Source organism: Sporolactobacillus putidus (assembly GCF_014647035.1).
In the GTDB taxonomy this organism is placed as follows: Bacteria; Bacillota; Bacilli; order Bacillales; family Sporolactobacillaceae; genus Sporolactobacillus; species Sporolactobacillus putidus.
In genome coordinates, this window is record NZ_BMOK01000009.1 from 50531 (window position 1) to 69962 (window position 19432).

General features: G+C 48.6%; 18 protein-coding genes and 3 tRNA genes. 4 read left to right on the top strand and 17 right to left on the bottom strand.

What is annotated here, in order from left to right; genetic code table 11:
• The 12 genes from IEX81_RS11095 to IEX81_RS16605 form a co-directional block, all read right to left on the bottom strand.
• Entirely contained in the window at positions 1-819 is an 819-nt protein-coding gene (locus IEX81_RS11095; RefSeq protein WP_188803295.1) for a two-component system regulatory protein YycI, read from the bottom strand.
• The gene (locus IEX81_RS11100; protein WP_188803297.1) at positions 816-2147 is read right to left on the bottom strand and encodes a YycH family regulatory protein; all 1332 of its coding nucleotides are present in this window, start codon (positions 2145-2147) and stop codon (positions 816-818) included. The genes IEX81_RS11095 and IEX81_RS11100 overlap by 4 nt, the downstream gene beginning before the upstream one ends.
• 1 nt (position 2148) lies before the next feature.
• On the bottom strand, positions 2149-3966 hold the full coding sequence (walK, locus tag IEX81_RS11105) for a cell wall metabolism sensor histidine kinase WalK (RefSeq protein WP_188803299.1): 1818 nt from the start codon (positions 3964-3966) through the stop codon (positions 2149-2151).
• A complete protein-coding gene (gene yycF / locus IEX81_RS11110; RefSeq protein ID WP_188803301.1) occupies positions 3963-4679 on the bottom strand; it encodes a response regulator YycF in 717 nt (238 codons plus the stop codon). The genes walK and yycF overlap by 4 nt, the downstream gene beginning before the upstream one ends.
• A gap of 304 nt (positions 4680-4983) precedes the next feature.
• Positions 4984-5056: transfer RNA gene (locus IEX81_RS11115), tRNA-Phe, on the bottom strand.
• Positions 5057-5064: 8 nt separating this feature from the next.
• Positions 5065-5140, bottom strand: a tRNA-Asp gene (locus tag IEX81_RS11120).
• A 2-nt stretch (positions 5141-5142) separates the two neighbouring features.
• A tRNA-Met gene (locus IEX81_RS11125) sits at positions 5143-5219 on the bottom strand.
• Between the two features lie 306 nt (positions 5220-5525).
• Complete coding sequence (locus IEX81_RS11130) at positions 5526-6812, bottom strand: adenylosuccinate synthase (protein ID WP_188803303.1); 1287 nt, start codon at positions 6810-6812, stop codon at positions 5526-5528.
• A gap of 163 nt (positions 6813-6975) precedes the next feature.
• Positions 6976-8346 (bottom strand): replicative DNA helicase, encoded by a 1371-nt coding sequence (gene dnaB, locus IEX81_RS11135; protein WP_188803305.1) that lies wholly within the window; start codon positions 8344-8346, stop codon positions 6976-6978.
• A gap of 119 nt (positions 8347-8465) precedes the next feature.
• The gene (gene rplI, locus IEX81_RS11140) at positions 8466-8909 is read right to left on the bottom strand and encodes a 50S ribosomal protein L9 (protein WP_188803307.1); all 444 of its coding nucleotides are present in this window, start codon (positions 8907-8909) and stop codon (positions 8466-8468) included.
• Positions 8909-10885 carry a DHH family phosphoesterase gene (locus IEX81_RS11145; protein WP_188803309.1) on the bottom strand — a complete coding sequence of 659 codons (1977 nt, stop codon included), beginning with the start codon at positions 10883-10885 and terminating at the stop codon, positions 8909-8911. Before IEX81_RS11145 ends, rplI begins: the two co-directional genes overlap by 1 nt.
• A 32-nt stretch (positions 10886-10917) precedes the next feature.
• Positions 10918-11064 carry a hypothetical protein gene (locus IEX81_RS16605; RefSeq protein WP_229727581.1) on the bottom strand — a complete coding sequence of 49 codons (147 nt, stop codon included), beginning with the start codon at positions 11062-11064 and terminating at the stop codon, positions 10918-10920.
• Positions 11065-12020: 956 nt separating this feature from the next.
• Between IEX81_RS16605 and IEX81_RS11150 the strand changes: the two genes are divergently transcribed.
• From IEX81_RS11150 to IEX81_RS11165, 4 genes are all read left to right on the top strand, one after another.
• The gene (locus tag IEX81_RS11150) at positions 12021-12953 is read left to right on the top strand and encodes a cation diffusion facilitator family transporter (protein WP_188803311.1); all 933 of its coding nucleotides are present in this window, start codon (positions 12021-12023) and stop codon (positions 12951-12953) included.
• 87 nt (positions 12954-13040) lie between these two features.
• Positions 13041-13511, top strand: coding sequence for a chemotaxis protein CheW (locus IEX81_RS11155; protein ID WP_188803313.1), 471 nt, complete (start codon positions 13041-13043; stop codon positions 13509-13511).
• A gap of 89 nt (positions 13512-13600) precedes the next feature.
• On the top strand, positions 13601-14245 hold the full coding sequence (locus IEX81_RS11160) for an HD domain-containing protein (protein ID WP_188803315.1): 645 nt from the start codon (positions 13601-13603) through the stop codon (positions 14243-14245).
• A 106-nt stretch (positions 14246-14351) separates the two neighbouring features.
• The gene (locus tag IEX81_RS11165; protein ID WP_188803317.1) at positions 14352-14924 is read left to right on the top strand and encodes a DUF420 domain-containing protein; all 573 of its coding nucleotides are present in this window, start codon (positions 14352-14354) and stop codon (positions 14922-14924) included.
• 97 nt (positions 14925-15021) lie between these two features.
• On the opposite strand, the gene IEX81_RS11170 is transcribed toward IEX81_RS11165, so the two are convergent.
• The 5 genes from IEX81_RS11170 to ychF all read right to left on the bottom strand — a co-directional run bounded on the left by IEX81_RS11170 (position 15022) and on the right by ychF (position 19432).
• On the bottom strand, positions 15022-16725 hold the full coding sequence (locus tag IEX81_RS11170; RefSeq protein ID WP_188803458.1) for a DUF6044 family protein: 1704 nt from the start codon (positions 16723-16725) through the stop codon (positions 15022-15024).
• A 352-nt stretch (positions 16726-17077) separates the two neighbouring features.
• Positions 17078-17308 (bottom strand): 30S ribosomal protein S18, encoded by a 231-nt coding sequence (rpsR, locus tag IEX81_RS11175; protein ID WP_188803319.1) that lies wholly within the window; start codon positions 17306-17308, stop codon positions 17078-17080.
• Positions 17309-17358: 50 nt separating this feature from the next.
• Positions 17359-17877 (bottom strand): single-stranded DNA-binding protein, encoded by a 519-nt coding sequence (ssb, locus tag IEX81_RS11180; RefSeq protein ID WP_188803321.1) that lies wholly within the window; start codon positions 17875-17877, stop codon positions 17359-17361.
• Between the two features lie 23 nt (positions 17878-17900).
• Positions 17901-18206: a 30S ribosomal protein S6 gene (gene rpsF / locus IEX81_RS11185; protein WP_188803323.1), complete on the bottom strand. Its 306-nt coding sequence runs from the start codon at positions 18204-18206 to the stop codon at positions 17901-17903.
• A 125-nt stretch (positions 18207-18331) separates the two neighbouring features.
• Positions 18332-19432: a redox-regulated ATPase YchF gene (gene ychF, locus IEX81_RS11190; RefSeq protein ID WP_188803326.1), complete on the bottom strand. Its 1101-nt coding sequence runs from the start codon at positions 19430-19432 to the stop codon at positions 18332-18334.

Consider the following 19432-nt stretch of genomic DNA (forward strand, 5'->3'; position numbering starts at 1 on the left):
TCAGTTAAGCGACTGGACCGTTCCGGAGACGGCATTAACAAAAAATTCACTTGTGCTTTTGTCTTTCTTGACAACGATATGCCAGGCCGGGACGAAAATCAGCGGATCGGAACCCGTGTCTCCAATAAGATTCACATAGCCCAGTTCCACAACTTTGATCTGCGGATGCTCGGACCCCGGCAAATCATTCGCGGCCGCCAGATTGTTGATTGCCGTCTCCGCGGTGATCACGCCTACGCGACTGGTCTGTTTAAAATTGAAATAGCTCTGCCGGTAGCCAGTGATCTGATTGTTGCTTACCGCAAAATCGAGCATTGGAATGTTGCTCCGGCTGCTGATAAAAACCGGCCGATTGTTGAAAAGCTGAACAAAGTTCGCGTCCCCCTTTTTGGAACCCGACTGCCATAACGCAAAATCCTGCCCCTGATAAACCATGTTCAGCAGGTTTTTTTGAAAGTTCGCATTCTCCATCGACACTGTGGTTGGACCGCTGAACACGCTGTGCAGCAGCAACCCGCCGTTTTCAATACTGATTTTCTGTCTGACCATTCCCCTTCCGGGATCCATCAGCGCGGAAACGTTCGCCTTTTCATTGGAAAAATCGACCCGGCTGCCGCGGAGAAAAGTGGCATCCTGAGGCGTCGGCGGGAGTACTGTCTGCAGTTTGACGCTGCCGTTCTGCAGGACATTCGCCGCCTGCCCGTCGGTGAGCCCTCCGATGCTCTCCGCCTGCTGTCTCTGATACAGTTCAAAGACAAGAAAGGCATCCAGCAAAAAGAAGCAAATGATGAAGATCGATTTGGTTTTGCTCCAGTTCATGGTGTCCCCCCTCTTTGATTCAGAGAATGCTGCGGCAGGGTGGCATCGGTTACCGAATACCAGCGATTGTCCATTTTGTAAAACCAATCGGGTGTCAGATTCAGTGAATGGTCTCTTCCGCCCTGCGGAGTATTCAGCCTGTAGCCGATGGACAGATCCTCTATATTTTTGACTGGTATCGACGCCTGCCGCAGCTTTTGCAGCGTATCCGTTCCGGAGTCCAGAGTGACACTGACTTGGGCATCGATCAGATTAAGATTGAGCAGCGTTCTGTTCATCGTGTTCAGTTCTCCGTTTCTCCAAGTTAATTCCATCGTCGGCAAATACGTGTTCGGATAGTATTCTGTATTATAGGCCATGTAATTGCCGACCTGAATGCGGAATTCCGCGCCGGCCGGCTGGCCTTTTCCAGGTGAAATCAGGCCGTCGTACGTGTAATTGTTGGTCCATCCGCTAAAATTGTTGATAAAATCGATGCTGTGGATAATCGGATCAAACACACCCTGCGCGCTTCCGCTGATGCCCGGATTGACGTACTGCAGTATGCTGCCCGTCTTTTCCAGCTGCCTTGTTCCATCGGAATAGATTGTCTTCCCTCTTGTATAAAAGACGTTATCGGGATCGTTGAACAGAACCGGGATAAACTCGTCAATCGGCAGTTCTTCATAGTAGGTCATTATGCTGCTGATACTGGTTGTCCCAAGCGGTAGATAAACCGTTTTGTTTTTTAGCTGCTGCTTGCCGTACGGCTGCAGCTCGGTTTTTTCCACCGCATTTTTAAGATCGTTCATGGTCAAGTGGCCGGCTGTGGCGTAGAACGCGTCCTTTCCTTGCTCAGAGCGGAAGACAGCCGTTACTACCCGGCCGTCATCGGATGAAGCATAAACTTCCACACGGTCCACAAGTGTGTATGTTGTCAGCGAGGGATCCAACCGGTCGAAATGAAACACTCTCTGCAGAGCATCAAGCGTCAGCGGGGCGGGAAAAATCAGTTCATAGGAAACGCTGCCCGTGCGTCTCGGGGCGCTCTTTATACCAGCTGGAGAGACATTGGTGAAAGCGGCCTTTTGAAAAAGGCTGTACACATTCATAACCAGAGTGTTGTCCGTTTGGCCAAATGTCTCATTATTCACGTGCTGAAGAACAAGCGAGGGTCGGACCACATCCGGAATACTTTGAGACTGGGCGATGGCGACGGGTTTCACGGATTCGGAAGGTCCCTTGTAATTTTCATAGTCTGTTTTATAAAACCAAATATTCCAGGTCATGGCGACACTGGCAAGCACAAGGGCACTGAGCAGAATGGTCTTGAACGCTTCATGATTCATGTCAGACTTCCTCCCGGTCAAGCGGAAGAATGAAGTGAATCGTTGTTCCTCTGTTCCACTCGCTCTCCGCCCAGATATCTCCGCCCTGCGCTTCAATCATTTCCTTGGCAATGGCAAGGCCCAACCCTGTCCCGCCAAGTTTTCTTGAACGCGCTCTATCAACCCGGTAGAAACGGTTGAACACTTTGGCCAGATTTTCCTTCGGAATGCCAACACCCTGATCGCTGATCATCGTGCGGATCTTCTGCCCCTTCCTTATCACCCTGAACGTAATCAATCCCCCTTCCGGAGAGTACTTCATCGCATTTGAAAGAATATTGTCAATAACCTGGGTCAGTTTGTCACGGTCAACTTGGACATAAAATGTCCCTTCTGGGAGTTTGCGGACAAACTGGATGTTCTGTTTCTTCGACATTTCAAAGCGATCGATGATCCGGTCGCAGAAAGCCACATAGTCGGTCCGCTGCAGGTTGATTTTATAATCTTTTGTATCAAGCCGCGACAGCTGCAGCAGATCGTTTACAAGACGGATCATTCGTTCCGTTTCCATTTGCGTCACATCGAGAAATTTCGTCGCCAGTTGCGGATCGCTCACCGCACCATCCTGAAGTGCTTCAAGGTAGCTTTTCATCGTGGTGAGAGGCGTGCGCAGTTCATGTGAGACATTGGCTACGAATTCACGCCGCTCCATGTCCACTTGTTCCTGTTCCGTCACATCATGAATCACAGCAATCAGCCCGTTTACCGCACCATTTTCCTTTTTGACCACTGAGAAATTGGCTCTGAGTAAAACGGTCTGTTCGTCATTGCTGAAATCGAGCATGATTGAATCAGTCATTCCGTAAAGATCCATGATTTTGTAGTTTTTGCGGATCTTGAGCAGGTCAAGAAGCGAATTTCCGGTGACATCGTGCCGATAAACGTCGAGCAGCTCTTCCGCCCGATTATTCATCAGGATCACATTCCCCTTCCGATCCGTAGCAACAACACCGTCCGTCATGTAAGTCAGAACGGACTTCAGCTTACGCCGTTCAGATTCAGTTGTGGCGGTCGCATCCCGCAATTTTTTGGTCATGTTATTAAAGGAAGCGGCCAGCTGTCCGATTTCATCCTTCTCGACCATCTCCACCTTCCGCGTGAAATTCCCATGTGAAACCGCAAGAACCTGCCGCTGCATCTGTACTAGCGGCTTCGTAATCGTCCGCGCAAGAAAAAAGGCGAGCACTGCCGTCACAAGAAGCGAGAAGATCGTCGCGGTCGCGAGTATCTGGTTGATTGTCCGCAGCTGTGCATAAACGCCTTCAAACGTTTTCTCCACATAGAGAATTCCATACTTCTGGTTATTGACCCGGATCGGTGCTGTCACGATATCCACCCGTTCTCCGGAGTTTCGATCCGTCCGCCGGTACCGATTGACTTCGTTCGATGATAAAACGTCGCGCATGATTAATTCGTTTGTTGTTCGTTCTCCGATCACGCTCGAATGCTTGTCGTCCGCTGCAATGATAACCCCGTTGCTATCAATGACTTCCATTTCCCGGATGCCGCTGTCGACTCCGGAAAGCTGGTTTTTTACCTGCTTGGCCACATTATTCGGATTGCTGTTGTTTGTTTCTCTTGCCTCCCGGATCGCTTCGCCGATATTATAGGCCATGATTTTGCTCTGGCTGATCAGGGCGTTTTCAAAATTGTCCAGTGAATAGGTCTTCAGACGATCGGTAAAGAAAACACCGATCAGCTGCATCGCGAGCAGGATGAGCAATGCATAAATAATAACGAATTTAAACTGAATCGATTTAAAAAAACCGACTTTCTTCATTCCGCCGGCTCCTGGTTCGGCACTTTCAGGTAATAACCGACTCCGCGCCGCGTAATAAGCCAGGCCGGCCTGCTTGGGTTATCTTCAATTTTCTCGCGCAGGCGGCGCACGGTCACGTCAACGGTCCGGACGTCGCCGAAATAATCATAGCCCCAGACCGTTTGAAGCAGGTTTTCCCGGGTCATAACCTGACCAATATGGTCGGCCAGATAGTGGAGCAGCTCAAACTCGCGATGCGTCAGCTCAATCATTTTGCCGCGCTTGGTGACGACATAGGCGTCCAGATGAATCACGAGATCGCCGATTTCAATGTCGTTTTCCTTATTTTTCTCATCCTCGGGCGCCTCCTGCCTGTGACGGCGGAGATTTGCCTTGACTCTGGCAATCAGCTCCCTGTTGCTGAACGGTTTTGTTACGTAATCATCCGCACCCATTTCCAGTCCGAGTACCTTGTCAATTTCCGAATCTTTTGCCGTCAGCATGATAATCGGCATATTGTGTGTCTTGCGGATTTCCCGACAGACTTCCATACCGTCCTTGATCGGCAGCATCACATCGAGCAAAACCATGTCCGGATTTTCCTCTTCCACTTTTTTCAAAGCTTCTTCCCCGTCATAGGCACATACGACCTCATAGCCCTCCTTTTCCAAATTGAATTGCAATATATCCGCTATCGGCTGTTCATCGTCTACAACTAAAATCTTGCTGTCCATATGAGGTTGCCCCCTCGTGAATCTTTCTGTTTTTTTATGCTCACATCCGCTAAAATAAATGGAATGTGAGTATCGCTATTTGAAAGGCTTGCAGCCAGTTCCGCCGCTTCTTTCCATAAAGCAGTCGGGAAGCTGACCGAATGCCTGACAAAAGATCAAGTTTCATCTCATTTTACCATAAGAGCAATTACTCTGTCATAAATACACAAAACCCCTGGATCGTTCATCCAAGGGTTTGCCGCTTTGGCTTATTAAAATTGCAAACAATACGCTGTACTAAAAGCGCGTTCCACAGCAAAAAGCATGGCTCGAGGCGGAATCGAACCACCGACACGAGGATTTTCAGTCCTCTGCTCTACCGACTGAGCTATCGAGCCATATGTAATGGCGGATCCGAGCGGACTTGAACCGCCGATCTCCTGCGTGACAGGCAGGCATGTTAACCACTACACCACGGATCCATTGGTTGCGGGGGCAGGATTTGAACCTGCGGCCTTCGGGTTATGAGCCCGACGAGCTACCAGACTGCTCCACCCCGCGATAATTATAAAATTTTCCAACCGCTGTTTATTCTGAATACACCTGTCAATCGTACTTCCTTTTTGCGGCACAGACAATATTGTACCATCAATGAAAGAGAATAGCAACTCTTTTTCAGAAAATCACTTAGGAAAACCGCTCATGCTTTTTTGATCAGAGTCATTCTCAACCGCCGGATAGTCCGCTTCATCTGCAATTTTCCTGAATTTCCGGAGCGGGTTTCTCTGCACTCAAAAAACCGGCCTGGAAACAAAATGGCTGTTTCCGGCCGGTTGTATCCAACTCACACAATTCCTGTTCCGTCGATCAGGCAAAGACGCTGCGCACCTCAATCGTCTGTTTCCGGTCGGGACCGACTGAGAACAATGAAAGCGGAGCGCCGGTCAGCTGTGAAATGCGCTCCATGTAGTGGCGGGCATTCTGCGGCAGATCCGAGAGAGAATGCGCCTTCGTAATGTCTTCGGTCCAGCCGGGCATTTCTTCATATACCGGGCTGCACTCAGCCAGTATGTTCAGGCTGGCAGGAAATTCTTCGATCACCCTGCCCCGGTATTCATAGGCTTTGCAGATTTTCACCGTTTCAAGGCCGGTCAGAACATCGATGCAGTTCAGTGAAAGATCGGTCAGACCGCTCACACGGCGTGAGTGGCGGACCACAACACTGTCGAACCAGCCGACCCGGCGCGGACGTCCGGTGACCGTTCCATATTCATGGCCGGTTTCGCGGATCCGGTCGCCGATCTCATTGTTCAGCTCGGTTGGAAACGGGCCGTCGCCCACACGCGTCGTGTAGGATTTTGCGCAGCCGACAACATGGTTGATTTTCGTAGGACCGACACCCGCGCCGATCGTTACTCCTCCGGCGACCGGGTTGGATGAAGTGACAAAAGGATAGGTCCCCTGATCAATATCAAGCATACAGCCTTGGGCTCCTTCAAAGAGCACACGTTTCCCTGCATCCAGCGCATCATTCAGCACAACCGACGTGTCGCACACCAGGTGGCGCACACGTTCGCCGTAGGCAAGATATTCGCCGTAGATGTCATTGATATCGAATCCCGCGCTGTCATACATTTTTTCAAGAAGGCGGTTCTTTTCAGCCAAATTTTTTGTCAGTTTTTTCTTAAATGTTTCCGGTTCAAGGAGGTCGGCCATCCGGATCCCGATTCTTGCCGCCTTATCCATATACGCGGGACCGATCCCTTTCTGCGTTGTACCGATCTTCGATGCGCCCTTTCTCTCTTCCTCAAGCATATCCAGCTTCAGATGATAGGGGAGAACGACATGCGCACGGCTGCTGATCCGCAGATTATCCGTATTAATGCCCTGCTCTTTCATGTAATCCAGTTCCCTGCACAGCGATTTCGGGTTTATGACCATCCCGTTGCCGAGCACGCAGATTTTATTATCATAAAGAATACCGGAGGGCATGAGCTGCAGTTTATATTTTTTTTCATTCCAGACAATCGTATGGCCTGCATTATCTCCACCCTGATAACGGGAAACAACCTCCGAGTTCTCAGAAAGATAATCTGTGATTTTGCCTTTTCCTTCATCGCCCCACTGGGCACCTACTACAACAACAGAAGACATGTGTGTAGCCCCCTAATCATTTTTTCACTCAAGCCACCTTTAAGTCTAACAGGTTTTCGTTTAAAAAGTCAACGAAAAACCGAACATTCAGTTACAGGAGATTATTTTTCGTTCGGATTTAAAAACGCCCGTCGTGATAGAGCTCGGAGGGATCCGCCGGGCTTTACGTACCTGGGGGCATATCTTCTTCCCGATGTTTCCGGTCAATATTGACAAATTTATTGTATTCCTTGATAAAGGCCAGTTCGACCGTACCCACGGGTCCGTTACGCTGCTTAGCAATGATAATTTCAATAATGTTCTGTTTTTCACTTTCTTTGTCGTAATAATCGTCGCGATACAGGAAAGCCACAACATCGGCATCCTGTTCAATACTGCCTGATTCACGAATATCACTCATCATTGGACGCTTGTCCTGTCTGGATTCAACTCCGCGCGAAAGCTGCGACAGCGCAATGACCGGAACATCCAGTTCACGTGCCATGGCCTTCAGCGTTCTGGAGATCTCGGAGACTTCCTGCTGCCGGTTTTCCTGGCGGCGCTGGCCGCCTGATCCCAAAATCAGCTGCAGGTAGTCGATAATGACCATATCCAGGCCTTTTTCCTGTTTTAATCTTCGGCATTTCGCCCGAATATCATTCACTCTGATTCCCGGAGAATCGTCAATATAGATGCCCGCCCGTGACAGGCTGCCCATGGCCATCGTCAGTTTCTGCCAGTCGTCGTCTTCGAGCCGTCCGGTACGCAGCTTCTGGGCATCGATGTTGCCTTCCGCGCACAACATACGCATGGCCAGCTGCCTGGCGCCCATTTCAAGACTGAAAATCGCGACGTTGGCGTCATTTTTCGTGGCCACATTTTGAGCGATGTTGAGAGCAAACGCTGTTTTTCCCACGGAAGGCCTCGCTGCGACAATGATCAGATCACTTTTCTGAAAGCCGGCCGTCATCCGGTCAAGTTCCATGAATCCGGTCGCCGTCCCGGTGACGTCGCCTTCCCGGTTCTGAAGCATTTCGATATTGTCGTATGTTTCAATTAAAACGTCTTTAATTGACCGGAACTCACTTGTCCGCTTTCTCTCGGCGACTTCAAGAATCTCTCTTTCAGCATCGTCAAGTATGCTTTCTACTTCGTCTTCACGTGTATAACCTTCGGAGACGATATTGGTTGCCGTGCGAATCAGCCGGCGAAGCAGGGCCTTTTCTGTAACGATGTTACAGTAATATTCGATATTGGCCGCGGTCGGCGCCGAACCGGCAAGATCCGAAAGATAGGAAACACCGCCGATCTCTTCCAGATGTCTGGCGGACTGAAGGGCGGCCGTTACGGTCACGACATCGACCGGCTCATTCCGCTCCGACAGATCCAGCATCGCGGAAAAGATCAGCTGATGGCTTGTACGGTAAAAATCTTCGGGTATGAGCATTTCCGACGCCGTAATCACTGCTGACGGTTCAAGGAAAACCGCCCCGAGAACGGCCTGCTCGGCTTCCGTATTGTGCGGGGGTGTGCGATCCGCAAATAAGTCACTCATGCTGTTATCCCCTTATTTATACTGATTGAACGGCCCGTGCTGAACATCAGCCAATGTCTGCCCGGGCGGACAGTTGCCGGAAAAAACCTCTGAAACTGACGATACGCTCCGCACGCCGCTCACTCTTCCGTAACATGCACTTTCACTTTGGCCATGACCTGCGGGTGCAGTTTAAGAGGCACATCCGTAAATCCGAGAGTGCGTATCGGTTCGGGCAGTTCAATTTTCCGTTTATCGACCGAGATATTCTGCTTCTGAAAAGCCTGCGCAATCTGTTTGCTTGTAATGGAACCGAACAGACGCCCGCCTTCCCCGGATTTTGCCTTCAGTTCAATCGTTATATTTTCTATTTTGTTTTTGAGCGCCTCAGCCTCCCGGCGCTCCTCTTCTTCATGTTCCATTTGTTTCTTTTTTTTGGTATCCAGCTGTTTCAGGCTGCTCTTATTAGCCGGAACAGCCATGTTTTTTGGAAATAGATAATTCCGGGCATAACCTTCGGAAACTTCTTTGACTTCTCCTTCACTGCCCTTGCCTTTTACATCTTTGATAAAAATAACTTTCATCAGGACAAACCTCCCTCAAAATAACTGTCGATTGCCGCTCTGACCTGTTCCGCAGCGTCGCCGACCGTCGTATCCTTCATCTGAGTGGCCGCGTTATTCAGATGTCCGCCGCCGCCGATGCTTTCCATGATGATCTGGACATTCACGTCGCCCAGAGATCTTGCGCTGATGCCGACCTGCCCGTCATCCCGCAGACCGATCACAAAAGATGTCCTGATCCCTTCCAGCGTCAGCAGCGTGTCGGCTGTCTGGGCTAGCAGCACTTGATCATACTGCTTTTCTTCTTCGCCGACAACGATAGCGATATTGGACCGATAAATTTTGGCCCTGCGAATGAGTTCGGCACGCTGGTTGAATTGCTCCAGGTCGTCGCTTAAAAATTTCTGGATGAGAATCGTATCCGCTCCGTGCGCCCGCAGATAAGACGCTGCATCGAAGGTACGGAAACCGGTTCGGAGTGTGAAGTTCTTCGTGTCTACCGCTATACCGCCCAGCATCGCCGTCGCTTCAATGACATTAAGCGGGCGCTCATTGGGCTGGTATTCCAACAATTCCGTGACCAGTTCAGACGTTGACGATGCATAGGGCTCCATATAAACGAGTACAGGATCCTTAATGAATTCCTCCGCCCGCCGGTGGTGATCAATCACGACAACACGAATCGCACTTTCCAGAAGCTGCGGATCGACAACCATGGACGGACGATGAGTGTCCACAACAACAAGCAATGTCCGTCTCGTTGCCTGCCCGTGGGCCTCATCAGCGGAAATAAAGTTGGACCAAAGGTTGCGGTCCCTTTGAAGTTCATCGATCAGTCTGGACACACCGGTCACATTTTGCTCCCGATCAAGGATAATTTTCGCGCTGCGCCCATTGGCGTGAGCGATTTTCAGCACACCGATACATGCTCCCATGGAATCAAGATCAGGTACTCTGTGTCCCATAATCATCACCTGGTCGCTCTCCAGCATCAGCTCCGATAAAGCGTGCGAAATAACCCGCGCCCGGACACGCGTTCTTTTCTCAACAGGATTGGATTTCCCGCCGTAAAATTTCACATCTCCGTCCGGTCGTTTGATGACTGCCTGATCGCCGCCGCGCCCCAGTCCGAGATCAAGCGCAGACTGCGCGTAGGAGCCCAGATCTTCAAGAATCGGCGTTCCCGCCCCGACGCCGATGCTGAGCGTCAGCGGAATATGGCTGAGCGGGACTGTTTTCTCCCTCACCTTGTCGAGAATAGAAAAATGCTCCTCTTCGATCATGGTCAACCGTTTTTCATTCAGCACCGCGAGAAAGCGGTCAGATGCAGTCCGCCGCAAAAAAATGCCGTGATCCGATGCCCATTTCTTGATAATCGACGTTGTCTCATTGTTAATTGTACTCCGGATCTGATCTTCAAGACCTTCGGTCACTTCTTTGTAATTGTCCAGGAAAATGAGGGCAATGACCGTCTTTTCATTGAAGTATCTTTTTTTAATCTCCAGAATATCCGTGATGTCGGTAAAATAGAGCAGCCTTTCCGGTCTTTTCAAGCGTACACGGTATTGCCGTTCGCGGATTGTGATGATTGACGATTCTTTATCCGACGAGATGAGGTCCGCCAGCTCTTTGGAAATCTCGTTCACGTACTTTCCAACGTTTGTTTCTTCATCTCCGGCAATTTTATTGAGGTACGGATTGCACCATTCGATTCGTTCGGATTTGTCGTAAAGAATAATCCCGATCGGCATCTGGAGCAGCACTTCGTCCCCGACTTTTTTAATACGATAGGAAAGCCCTGCAATGTATTCGATCAGTTCTTTATTAAATTGAGCCTCATTGAACACGAACCATACAGCAAAAAGAGCCAAGAGTACCAGCCCTGCCAGAGCCAGCATCCAATTCAGAAACGCGATAAAAATAAGAAAGAGGAGGCACAGCAACCCCAGAACAACGAGCTGGTCGCTGCGCCATCGATGTTTAAATCGGTTTGCCAACTTTTTCAGCTCCCACGGCCGAATTTGCCTTTTTAAGGCGGTACAAAAGTTTCCGCACGATCCCGGCGGATCCCGCTGCCATTTGCCCTCGCCGCCTTTTTTAAGGACATATCCGTGAGCATGCTTCCGAAAATATATGGTGTGTCCGGCAGGTCCGGAAATGATGCCTGATTCCACACCAGGACGCCTCTCGCATGCTATAAATCCGGACGGACGGCGGCCCGCTTCACCGTTCACTATATTCCAGAAAGAGGATATTAGAAAACTTGGCGAAGCGGGGCCTTTGGCGCAGGCTGAGCCTTAGTTGCCCTTACACTATAATCCTTAAAATTTTTTTACTCTCCTATAGTGAAAAAAGAAACCGGGTCCTGGTTAAATGCCAGTCTTTTACAGGATCCGCCGGATCCACGTTTTTTATAGCCTCTGTTTTCGTATGACTATGCACGGATATTGAAACCTAAGTCAATTATACTCAATATTCCTGACGATTGCAGTAAATAGCTGTAAATATGATTGCATCGGCATTGCCTGTCTTTACATTATCGACGATTATCCTGAAGGCAATCCTGTTCGATTATAATATAAAAACATGCACGAATGGAAGAGTAAGCGATTGTTGCAATGGCATTAATAAAGGTGTAAAATTCAATTTGATAGTTGTTTGTTAAGAAAGCGTTTTAAATCGACTGATGGTGCCCAAATTCTTCTTACTGTATGTTTAACGAGGTAAGGGAGAAAACGGATTGGATTTTCCCCATGTTCATTTACCGACTGTTTGAACGGTCTTTAAAAGAATGGGGTCTTTTTCGCATTGATTCTTTTTAGTGCTGCTTTTCGTTTGAAGTGCCATTCAGGGAGCTGGTGCAGATCATGACTGCTATTACTACACGAACAGCCTTGAAGCACAAAGATCCGGAAAACCGGCTGATCGCCTGTTCAAACAGACGGGGGGCTGGCAGGCTTTTACCGAACCCGGTGTGTTGTCCGGCTGATTTCCTTAAAATAACCCGTTCTTTTTCTTTCGGGGGTCCAGTAAAAAATAATAATATCCGTTCAAAAAGACGATCCTCTTCCGGATTGTCTTTTCTGTTTATTAATTTTCCTCAAGCAAACAATTTAAGGGGGGTGAATCTTTATGGCCCGTGAAAATCCGAAAGCGCTGAAGGCAGCCTGGATCAGCCTGATCAGCAATTTTTCGCTGACACTGATCAAAATCGTCTGCGGGATGTTCTTTCACAGCACCGCGCTTATCGCGGACGGCGTGCATAACGGAGGGGATGTTATCGGCTCAATTGCCGCGATTGGCTCGATGAAGCTTTCCAATCATCCGGCTGACAGAGATCACCCCTATGGCCACGGGAAGGCGGAGGATGTCTCCAGCGCTTTTATTGCGATCATTTTAATCGCTGCAGCCTTATTTCTCATTTATGACGCAGTTAAGGCGCTTCTAACACCCGTTTCCTCAGTCGGTGCCTGGGCGCTTTTGGCGGCTGTTGTTTCTACAGTATGGAAATGGATTCTCTATATCTATACCTACAAGGCGGCTGACAAATACCGCAGCAAAAGCCTTCACGCGACTGCAACAGATCACCTTGCCGATATCTTTGCTTCATGTGCTGCAGCAATCGGACTCGGTATCGGATGGGCCGGGAATTTGCTTAATATCCCCGGTGCCCATTTCGGCGATCCGGTTGCGGGTATTGTCGTCTCCGTTCTGGTGCTGAGAATTGCTATTACCATGATCATAAAATCGACCAATGTCCTCATGGAAAGCAGTGTCCCTGAGGATAAACAGGAAGAATACCGGGAAGTGTTTCTCTCTTTTTCGGAAGTGAAGAAAATCGACATTTTACGTGCTCGCGAACAGGGCAATGCGGTATTAATCGATGCGCAGATCAGGCTGCCTGCCTCGCTCACCATTCAGCAAGGTGACGATATCACAGAGGAAATCAGGCAGCGAATGATGCGCAAGTATCCCTATGTCGATGAAGTTTTGATTCATATCAATCCCTGGTATGAGGGACGGGAGATTATCGAACCGGATTCCGTTCCTGATTTGAAAAAATAATGACGGTTTATTCATTATCCTTTATAGTATAAGTGAATGAACGGCAAGCGAATGCAGGCAACCATCCTATTTTTTGAGGTGAACAAAATGTCAGTTGCGTCAGTGGAAAGTACGGCCATTGCGTTGAATGTCGGGGATCAGGCTTTCGGTCTCCTGATCGGAGAGATCCATGAGTTTATAGAGCCGATACATGCCGCAAAGGTCCCCATGACCCACCCTTACTTTTTGGGCTTGATTTCATTGAGAGGAAAAGTTTTGCCGTTAATTAATCTGGCAGGCGTCTTTCATGCCGACCACAACCCTTTTCCTCTGGAAGACGAAAAATATGTGATCTGCGGCACCGAGGATGAACGAATAGCACTTGATATTCATTCTGTCGGAGAGCCCTTTACCTTTCATTCCGAGAATCTTGTCCCGGTGAACGATGAGAAGAATATTATTGCAGCCAAACTTAGGTTAGAAAACCGGGAACTTCCCTTACTCAATATCGGGAAGCTTATAGCCCTGACGAAATCGCTGAACAGCCTTGAACGGGACCGAATCGATTTTTCATCGTAATCATTGACTCATTCCTTTTATGCGGCTATACTGATCTGAATTATTCATAGAGAAAAATCAGGAGCATGCTGAGAAAGGAGCCGGCATTTATGGGTATTCATAAATATTTTCAAAGTCTGTCCGACCTGGAAGGCATTTTCCGCTGTCCGGGTGTTTTTAAATATCAGGAACATTCTGTAGCCAGCCATTCTTTCAAAGTGGCGACCATTGCCCAGTTTCTCGCGACGGTTGAGGCGCGGAACGGAAAAACAGTTGACTGGAAAACCATGTACGAGCGGGCTATCAATCATGATTATTCCGAGCTGTTCACCGGCGACATCAAAACTCCCGTCAAATACGCACTTCCGAAACTCCGTGAACTCTTTTCCCAGGTGGAGGGTTCGATGACTCAGGAATTCCTTGACAAAGAGTTCCCGCCTGAATTCAGAAAAGTTTACGAAGAACGGTTCAAGGAAGGCAAAGACAGCACCCTTGAGGGCAAAATTTTGGCCGTTGCCGATAAGATTGATCTGCTGTACGAGGCTTATGGCGAAATACAGAAGGGCAACCCTGAACCGCTTTTCTTCCAGATTTATAAAGAAGCGCTTGCTTCAATTATTAAATTCAAAGATATGGCTTCAGTCCGGTATTTCATGGATGTCATGCTCAATGAAATGATTAATGAAGAGATTACATCACATGCCATTATCAAATCAATCACGAAAAAGCTGCTTTCCGATGGCCCGGCAAACTGATTGATTCAGGTTCTGCTCGGCCGTTCTCCTTGCTTTTAGTGACAAATCTCACTTATTATGAGATTAGGATCATTTTGTATATTAATTATGAAGGGGTTATTTTCTCATGAACGGAGCTCTCAAGGGAACGGATGCCGGCAGTCCGAAGGCCAAAAGCGGCAAAAACTATGCTTCCCTGATCATTTCCGTTGCTGTTATCGCCAATATTATCATTCTGCTGCTGTTTTTCGTACCGGCTATTGGCTATCACGGGAAGGTTGGGTCCGGGGTATATATCCTCCCTAAGCTGAACGCTGTTTTCAACAGCTTTACGTTTATCTTTCTGGTCGCCGCATTGCTTGCCATCCGGAAAAAGAAAATCAATCTGCACCGCGGCTTTATTCTGGCCGCATTTACTTCGACATTGCTTTTTCTATTGTCGTACCTGTCGTTCCACTATCTTGCTCCCCCGCCGCATTACGGGGGTACGGGACTGATCCGTCCGACTTACTTTTTCATTTTGACGACGCACAGTGTTCTGGCAGCCAGTGTTGTTTTCCTCGCGCCGTTTGCCTTGGTTTGGGGATGGACGAATCAGATTGCCAAACATAAGCGTATCGTTCGCTGGACGATGCCGATCTGGCTCTATGTGAGTCTGACTGGTGTGATCGTTTATTTAATGATGGCTCCCTACTATTGATTGGAAAGATTCCTCCGCATCCCTGCCGCACAGCCTTGCTGAATAAAACAAAGCGTTCCCGCAGCCACGAGTGGCGGAAACGCTTTTTGTTTACCGGTCATTTGGCTTCATACAGATAAATCGTCCATGCCGAAGCCGAATTATTGAACGACTTCAGGAAACGCAGCCCGTCCTGGCCGGCATTCATAATCGGTACTGAAGATAAAATGTACTTTCCCCCCAGCTTCTTAAATGCACTCATGTCAAGCTGAAGATGGTGGATTTTTACAGGCGATCCCTTCCAAAATTCATAATTTTTTCCCAGCTCCGCCGTAAAAAGATAGCATCTCCCGCCCCAGCTATCAAAATAACTTTTTATCCCCCTGTTCTTATTAAGCTCTTTGGCAATTATTTTTCTGAACGCGTGCTTATAGGACAGCGGATAAAAATTATTGTAAGTATCCAATGTATAAAAACCGTTATATTGGGCGATGGCCGGGTGAAGGCCGATGCTGGCTACACGATAACTCGATTTCGGTTTTCCGATATAGTCGGCAATGTCTTTGAACTGCTGCACGGCGTAAAACTGTTTGAACGTCGGTTCTCCGTGAAATTCAACTTCCGGATTGTAATAAAAAAGCACGGCAAGCTGCAGCACAAAGCAGATCTTGACAAACAGCCGCCACCTGCTGCCCATCTTCCAAAGAATCGCCGCCCCTGCGGCAAACATGAGATAGATGAACAAAGGATGCAGGTAATGATAGCGGGAAAAATTAAAAGTCGTGAGAATACTGACTCTTTCTTTAAGCGGTACCCATCCTTTATAAAACCAGAACGCGAACCATACAGACAGCAAAATGTTCAGGCCGAGTAGGTAGACAAACCACTTTCTAAGCCGCTTTCCGCCGCTGCCGTTCCGTAACATCTGCCATAAAACCACACCCGTAAAGGGCAGAATGACAAACTCATGAACGGTCATCACCTGATTGTGCCCCAAAATAAAGTTTTCCACCGCCAGTTTGACCGTACTGTATAAGTTGCCGGTCGATTCGAAAAACTCATTGCGGTTCGTCGGCGGACCGGGAAAGAGCAGTGAGGCGACCAGTCTGTATCCCAGCAGCAAGTAAAGTGCAGTCATGAATGCGATGGATCCAAAAAAAGCCGGATTAAACTTTTTTCTTATGATCCAGTCGCGCAGCCAAAGAAACGCCATCGCCGTCAGGAAAAAGAAAAAACCGAGTACAAAGCTTGAGTAGAGCGGCAGCAGAGAAAGCGTGAGCCACTCTCTCCAGGTCCCTTTCCTTGCTCTGATATTCAAAAAAGCCCAGAGCGCGAGCGGCATGCCCAATGTGCTGAGCATACCGGACGGCCAGAACGGTGTCAGCGCAAAGGTCAGAGCGCCAAACACGCGCACCGGATAGGCATCCTCCGACTTGACAAAATAATCCCGGAGTAGCAGGTACATACCAAGAAAGGCAAAGATACAAACAATCGCCTGACTGAGGGCGAAGGCAAGCATTGACGGGAAAAGGGCGTGCAGCCAGACGATTCCGCTGAACTGGGAATCGAGCGCATTTCTCGAAAGCTCTCCATTGATGATTTGCGGAATCCTGGCGTCAACAGGTCCGAACATCTGGCCACTGTGATTAAGTACTTGATACCAGGCAACATTCGAATCCAGATTGTCCTGAACACGTACATGCGCGTTCTCACCAAGTATAAACATTGGGGATAAGTAGACGGCAATCAAAAAAGCGGCCATGATCAGCGCCTTTTTCTCCGGACGTTGCAAGACGGTTTTTCTCCGATTTACAGATTTCATAGGTTGATTCATTGTCACTCACCACTCTGTCCAAGGTCAGACCGGAACCGATATGAACACGGTCATTTTTATTTTCACAGCAAGATTCAAAGACAGGATGATCTCATTTTTCAGAATCCGGGGGGCATTTCGCGGCAGGGTCCTGTCCCTCCGGTCACAACTAGAGCGTTCATTCATGAATTGAAAACTGGGCGAAGCCAGTCTCAGACACCGACTGAGACTTAGTTTTTCTGCTACTGATTTCCGCTAATCTTTCTTTACTTTCTAATTTGTATAATAAAAGAACCGCCATAAAAGATAATTCTTTTACCGCGGTCTTTCATGCTGCTATTGACATGCAAAAAAGCAGGAATCATTCTGTTGTATATGGGAGCAAAGCCATCTGACGCGCGCGTTTGATCGCTCTTGTCAGCTGACGCTGATACTTTGCACTTGTTCCTGTGACACGGCGAGGCAATATTTTCCCGCGTTCAGAAATAAACCGCCTCAGCAAGTCAACATCTTTGTAGTCAATGTAGGTAATATGGTTGACGGTAAAATAGCATACCTTGCGGCGTTTGCCGCGTGACCGACGTACTGCCATTCCATTGCACCTCCCTTATTTTCACTCAATCAATTGGTTCCTGCCGTCTATTAGAACGGCAGATCATCATCCGATATATCGATCGGTTTACTGTCGTTAGCAAATGGATCTTCAAAAGATGGGGTATCCTGACTGCGGTTACTGCCGGCGTTTGCGCCAGAGCCCTGTCGGTTGGTCTGCGGCGGATAGCCCGGATTCCCCCCGGCAGGAGCGACAGCTCCATAACTGTTTTCATCAGTATGCCTGGCGCTTTTCGGTTCAAGAAACTGTACGCTGTCCGCGATGACTTCCGTGACATAAACACGGCGGCCTTCATTATTCTCATAGTTTCGAGTCTGGATGCGTCCGTCAACACCAGCCAGGCTGCCTTTTGTCAGAAAGTTGGCCGCATTTTCCGCTTGCCTGCGCCACACGATCACAGGAATAAAGTCCGCTTCGCGTTCGCCCTGCTGGTTGGAGAATGGGCGATTGACCGCAATCGTGAAACTTGCCACCGCAACGCCGTTCGGTGTATAGCGAAGTTCCGGATTTTTCGTTAATCGTCCGACCAAAATAACCCGATTAATCATCAGAATTCCCCCTGTTTAAGAAATTATTTGCTTTCTTCAGGTTTGCGTTCATCCTTGATGATCATAAAGCGAATCACGTCTTCATTGATCTTGACAAGGCGATCGAATTCATTAATCGCCGTGCTTCCGGCCGTCACGTAGAGAACGCTGTAAACGCCGGTGTTAAAATCGTTGATTTCATAGGCCAGCCGACGCTTACCCATTTCTTTGACATCATTGATTTCGGCGCCATTGCCTGTCAGGATGGATGCAACCTTTTCTTTGACTGCTTTTTCCTGATCCTCCTCCATATCCGGACGAAGAATGTACATAATTTCGTATTTACGCACGATGTTCACCTCCCTTTGGACTAAACGGCTCCTGAACGGAGCAGAGAGCAAGTCTTCTCACTCATAAGTCATAATGATAGCACATTCAGTAGATGATTGCAAGATTATCCGGATTCCCGCCATGCTCACACATTGAATCTGAAGTTGACGACGTCTCCATCCTGCATAATGTAATCCTTGCCTTCAAGCCGCAGACGTCCCTGTTCTTTTGCGGCAAGTTCGGATCCGGCGGCCACCAGATCATCGAATGACACGATTTCAGCACGAATAAACCCGCGCTCAAAATCGGAGTGTATAATGCCTGCGGCCTGCGGTGCTTTTGTTCCTTTCCGAAATGTCCAAGCCCTGACTTCTTTTTCTCCCGCAGTAAAGTAGGTGGCCAGCCCGAGAAGCTGATAAGATTTGGCAATCAGCCGGTCAAGGCCGGAAGTATCAAGACCCAGATCGAGCAAAAATGCTTTTTTTTCTTCACCTTCAAGTTCGGCTATTTCGGATTCAATTCTTGCTGAGATCACGACGACTTCAGACCCGTCTTTTTCTGCATACTTTTTGACCGCCTGGACATACACATTATCGTCCGGCGCGAGCAGCTCATCTTCAGAAATATTCGCCACGTAGAGAACCGGTTTTTTCGTCAGGAAATTGAACGGTTTGACCGCGATCTCCTCCTCATCCGTTAAGGCAACATGACGGGCCGGCTTGCCTTCGTCAAAAGCATCTTTCAGTTTCTGCAGAGCGGAAAATTCAATAACCGCCTGTTTTTCTTTCTGTTTTGCCAGTTTTTCCGCGCGGTCGAGCCGCTTATTAATCTGCTCCATATCGGCCAGAATCAGTTCCAGGTTAATCGTCTCAATGTCGTCGATCGGATCAATCTTTCCGGAGACATGGGTAATGTTTTTATCATCGAAACAGCGGACCACATGAGATATGGCATCGACTTGCCGTATATTGGCAAGAAACTGGTTGCCCAGCCCCTCTCCTTTGCTTGCTCCTTTGACCAATCCGGCAATGTCCGTGAACTCAAATGTGGTCGGAATCGTTTTTTTCGGATGGTACATTTCCGTCAGTTTGTCGAGGCGCTTGTCCGGAACACTGACGATTCCTACGTTGGGCTCAATCGTACAGAACGGATAATTTGCCATTTCCGCTCCGGCTTGCGTAATCGCGTTAAACAGTGTTGACTTGCCGACGTTCGGCAGACCAACAATACCTGTAGTTAAACTCAT

Bases quoted from the DNA above. Each gene is read 5' to 3' on its own strand.
- yycF (WP_188803301.1), bottom strand. From the start codon at position 4,679: ATGGACAGCAAGATTTTAGTTGTAGACGATGAACAGCCGATAGCGGAT.
- IEX81_RS11155 (WP_188803313.1), top strand. From the start codon at position 13,041: ATGTCAGTTGCGTCAGTGGAAAGTACGGCCATTGCGTTGAATGTCGGG.
- ssb (WP_188803321.1), bottom strand. From the start codon at position 17,877: ATGATTAATCGGGTTATTTTGGTCGGACGATTAACGAAAAATCCGGAA.
- ychF (WP_188803326.1), bottom strand. From the start codon at position 19,432: ATGAGTTTAACTACAGGTATTGTTGGTCTGCCGAACGTCGGCAAGTCA.
- IEX81_RS11160 (WP_188803315.1), top strand. From the start codon at position 13,601: ATGGGTATTCATAAATATTTTCAAAGTCTGTCCGACCTGGAAGGCATT.
- rpsR (WP_188803319.1), bottom strand. From the start codon at position 17,308: ATGGCAGTACGTCGGTCACGCGGCAAACGCCGCAAGGTATGCTATTTT.
- IEX81_RS11165 (WP_188803317.1), top strand. From the start codon at position 14,352: ATGAACGGAGCTCTCAAGGGAACGGATGCCGGCAGTCCGAAGGCCAAA.
- IEX81_RS11095 (WP_188803295.1), bottom strand. From the start codon at position 819: ATGAACTGGAGCAAAACCAAATCGATCTTCATCATTTGCTTCTTTTTG.
- rplI (WP_188803307.1), bottom strand. From the start codon at position 8,909: ATGAAAGTTATTTTTATCAAAGATGTAAAAGGCAAGGGCAGTGAAGGA.
- dnaB (WP_188803305.1), bottom strand. From the start codon at position 8,346: ATGAGTGACTTATTTGCGGATCGCACACCCCCGCACAATACGGAAGCC.
- walK (WP_188803299.1), bottom strand. From the start codon at position 3,966: ATGAAGAAAGTCGGTTTTTTTAAATCGATTCAGTTTAAATTCGTTATT.
- IEX81_RS11100 (WP_188803297.1), bottom strand. From the start codon at position 2,147: ATGAATCATGAAGCGTTCAAGACCATTCTGCTCAGTGCCCTTGTGCTT.
- IEX81_RS11130 (WP_188803303.1), bottom strand. From the start codon at position 6,812: ATGTCTTCTGTTGTTGTAGTAGGTGCCCAGTGGGGCGATGAAGGAAAA.
- IEX81_RS11150 (WP_188803311.1), top strand. From the start codon at position 12,021: ATGGCCCGTGAAAATCCGAAAGCGCTGAAGGCAGCCTGGATCAGCCTG.
- IEX81_RS11170 (WP_188803458.1), bottom strand. From the start codon at position 16,725: ATGAAATCTGTAAATCGGAGAAAAACCGTCTTGCAACGTCCGGAGAAA.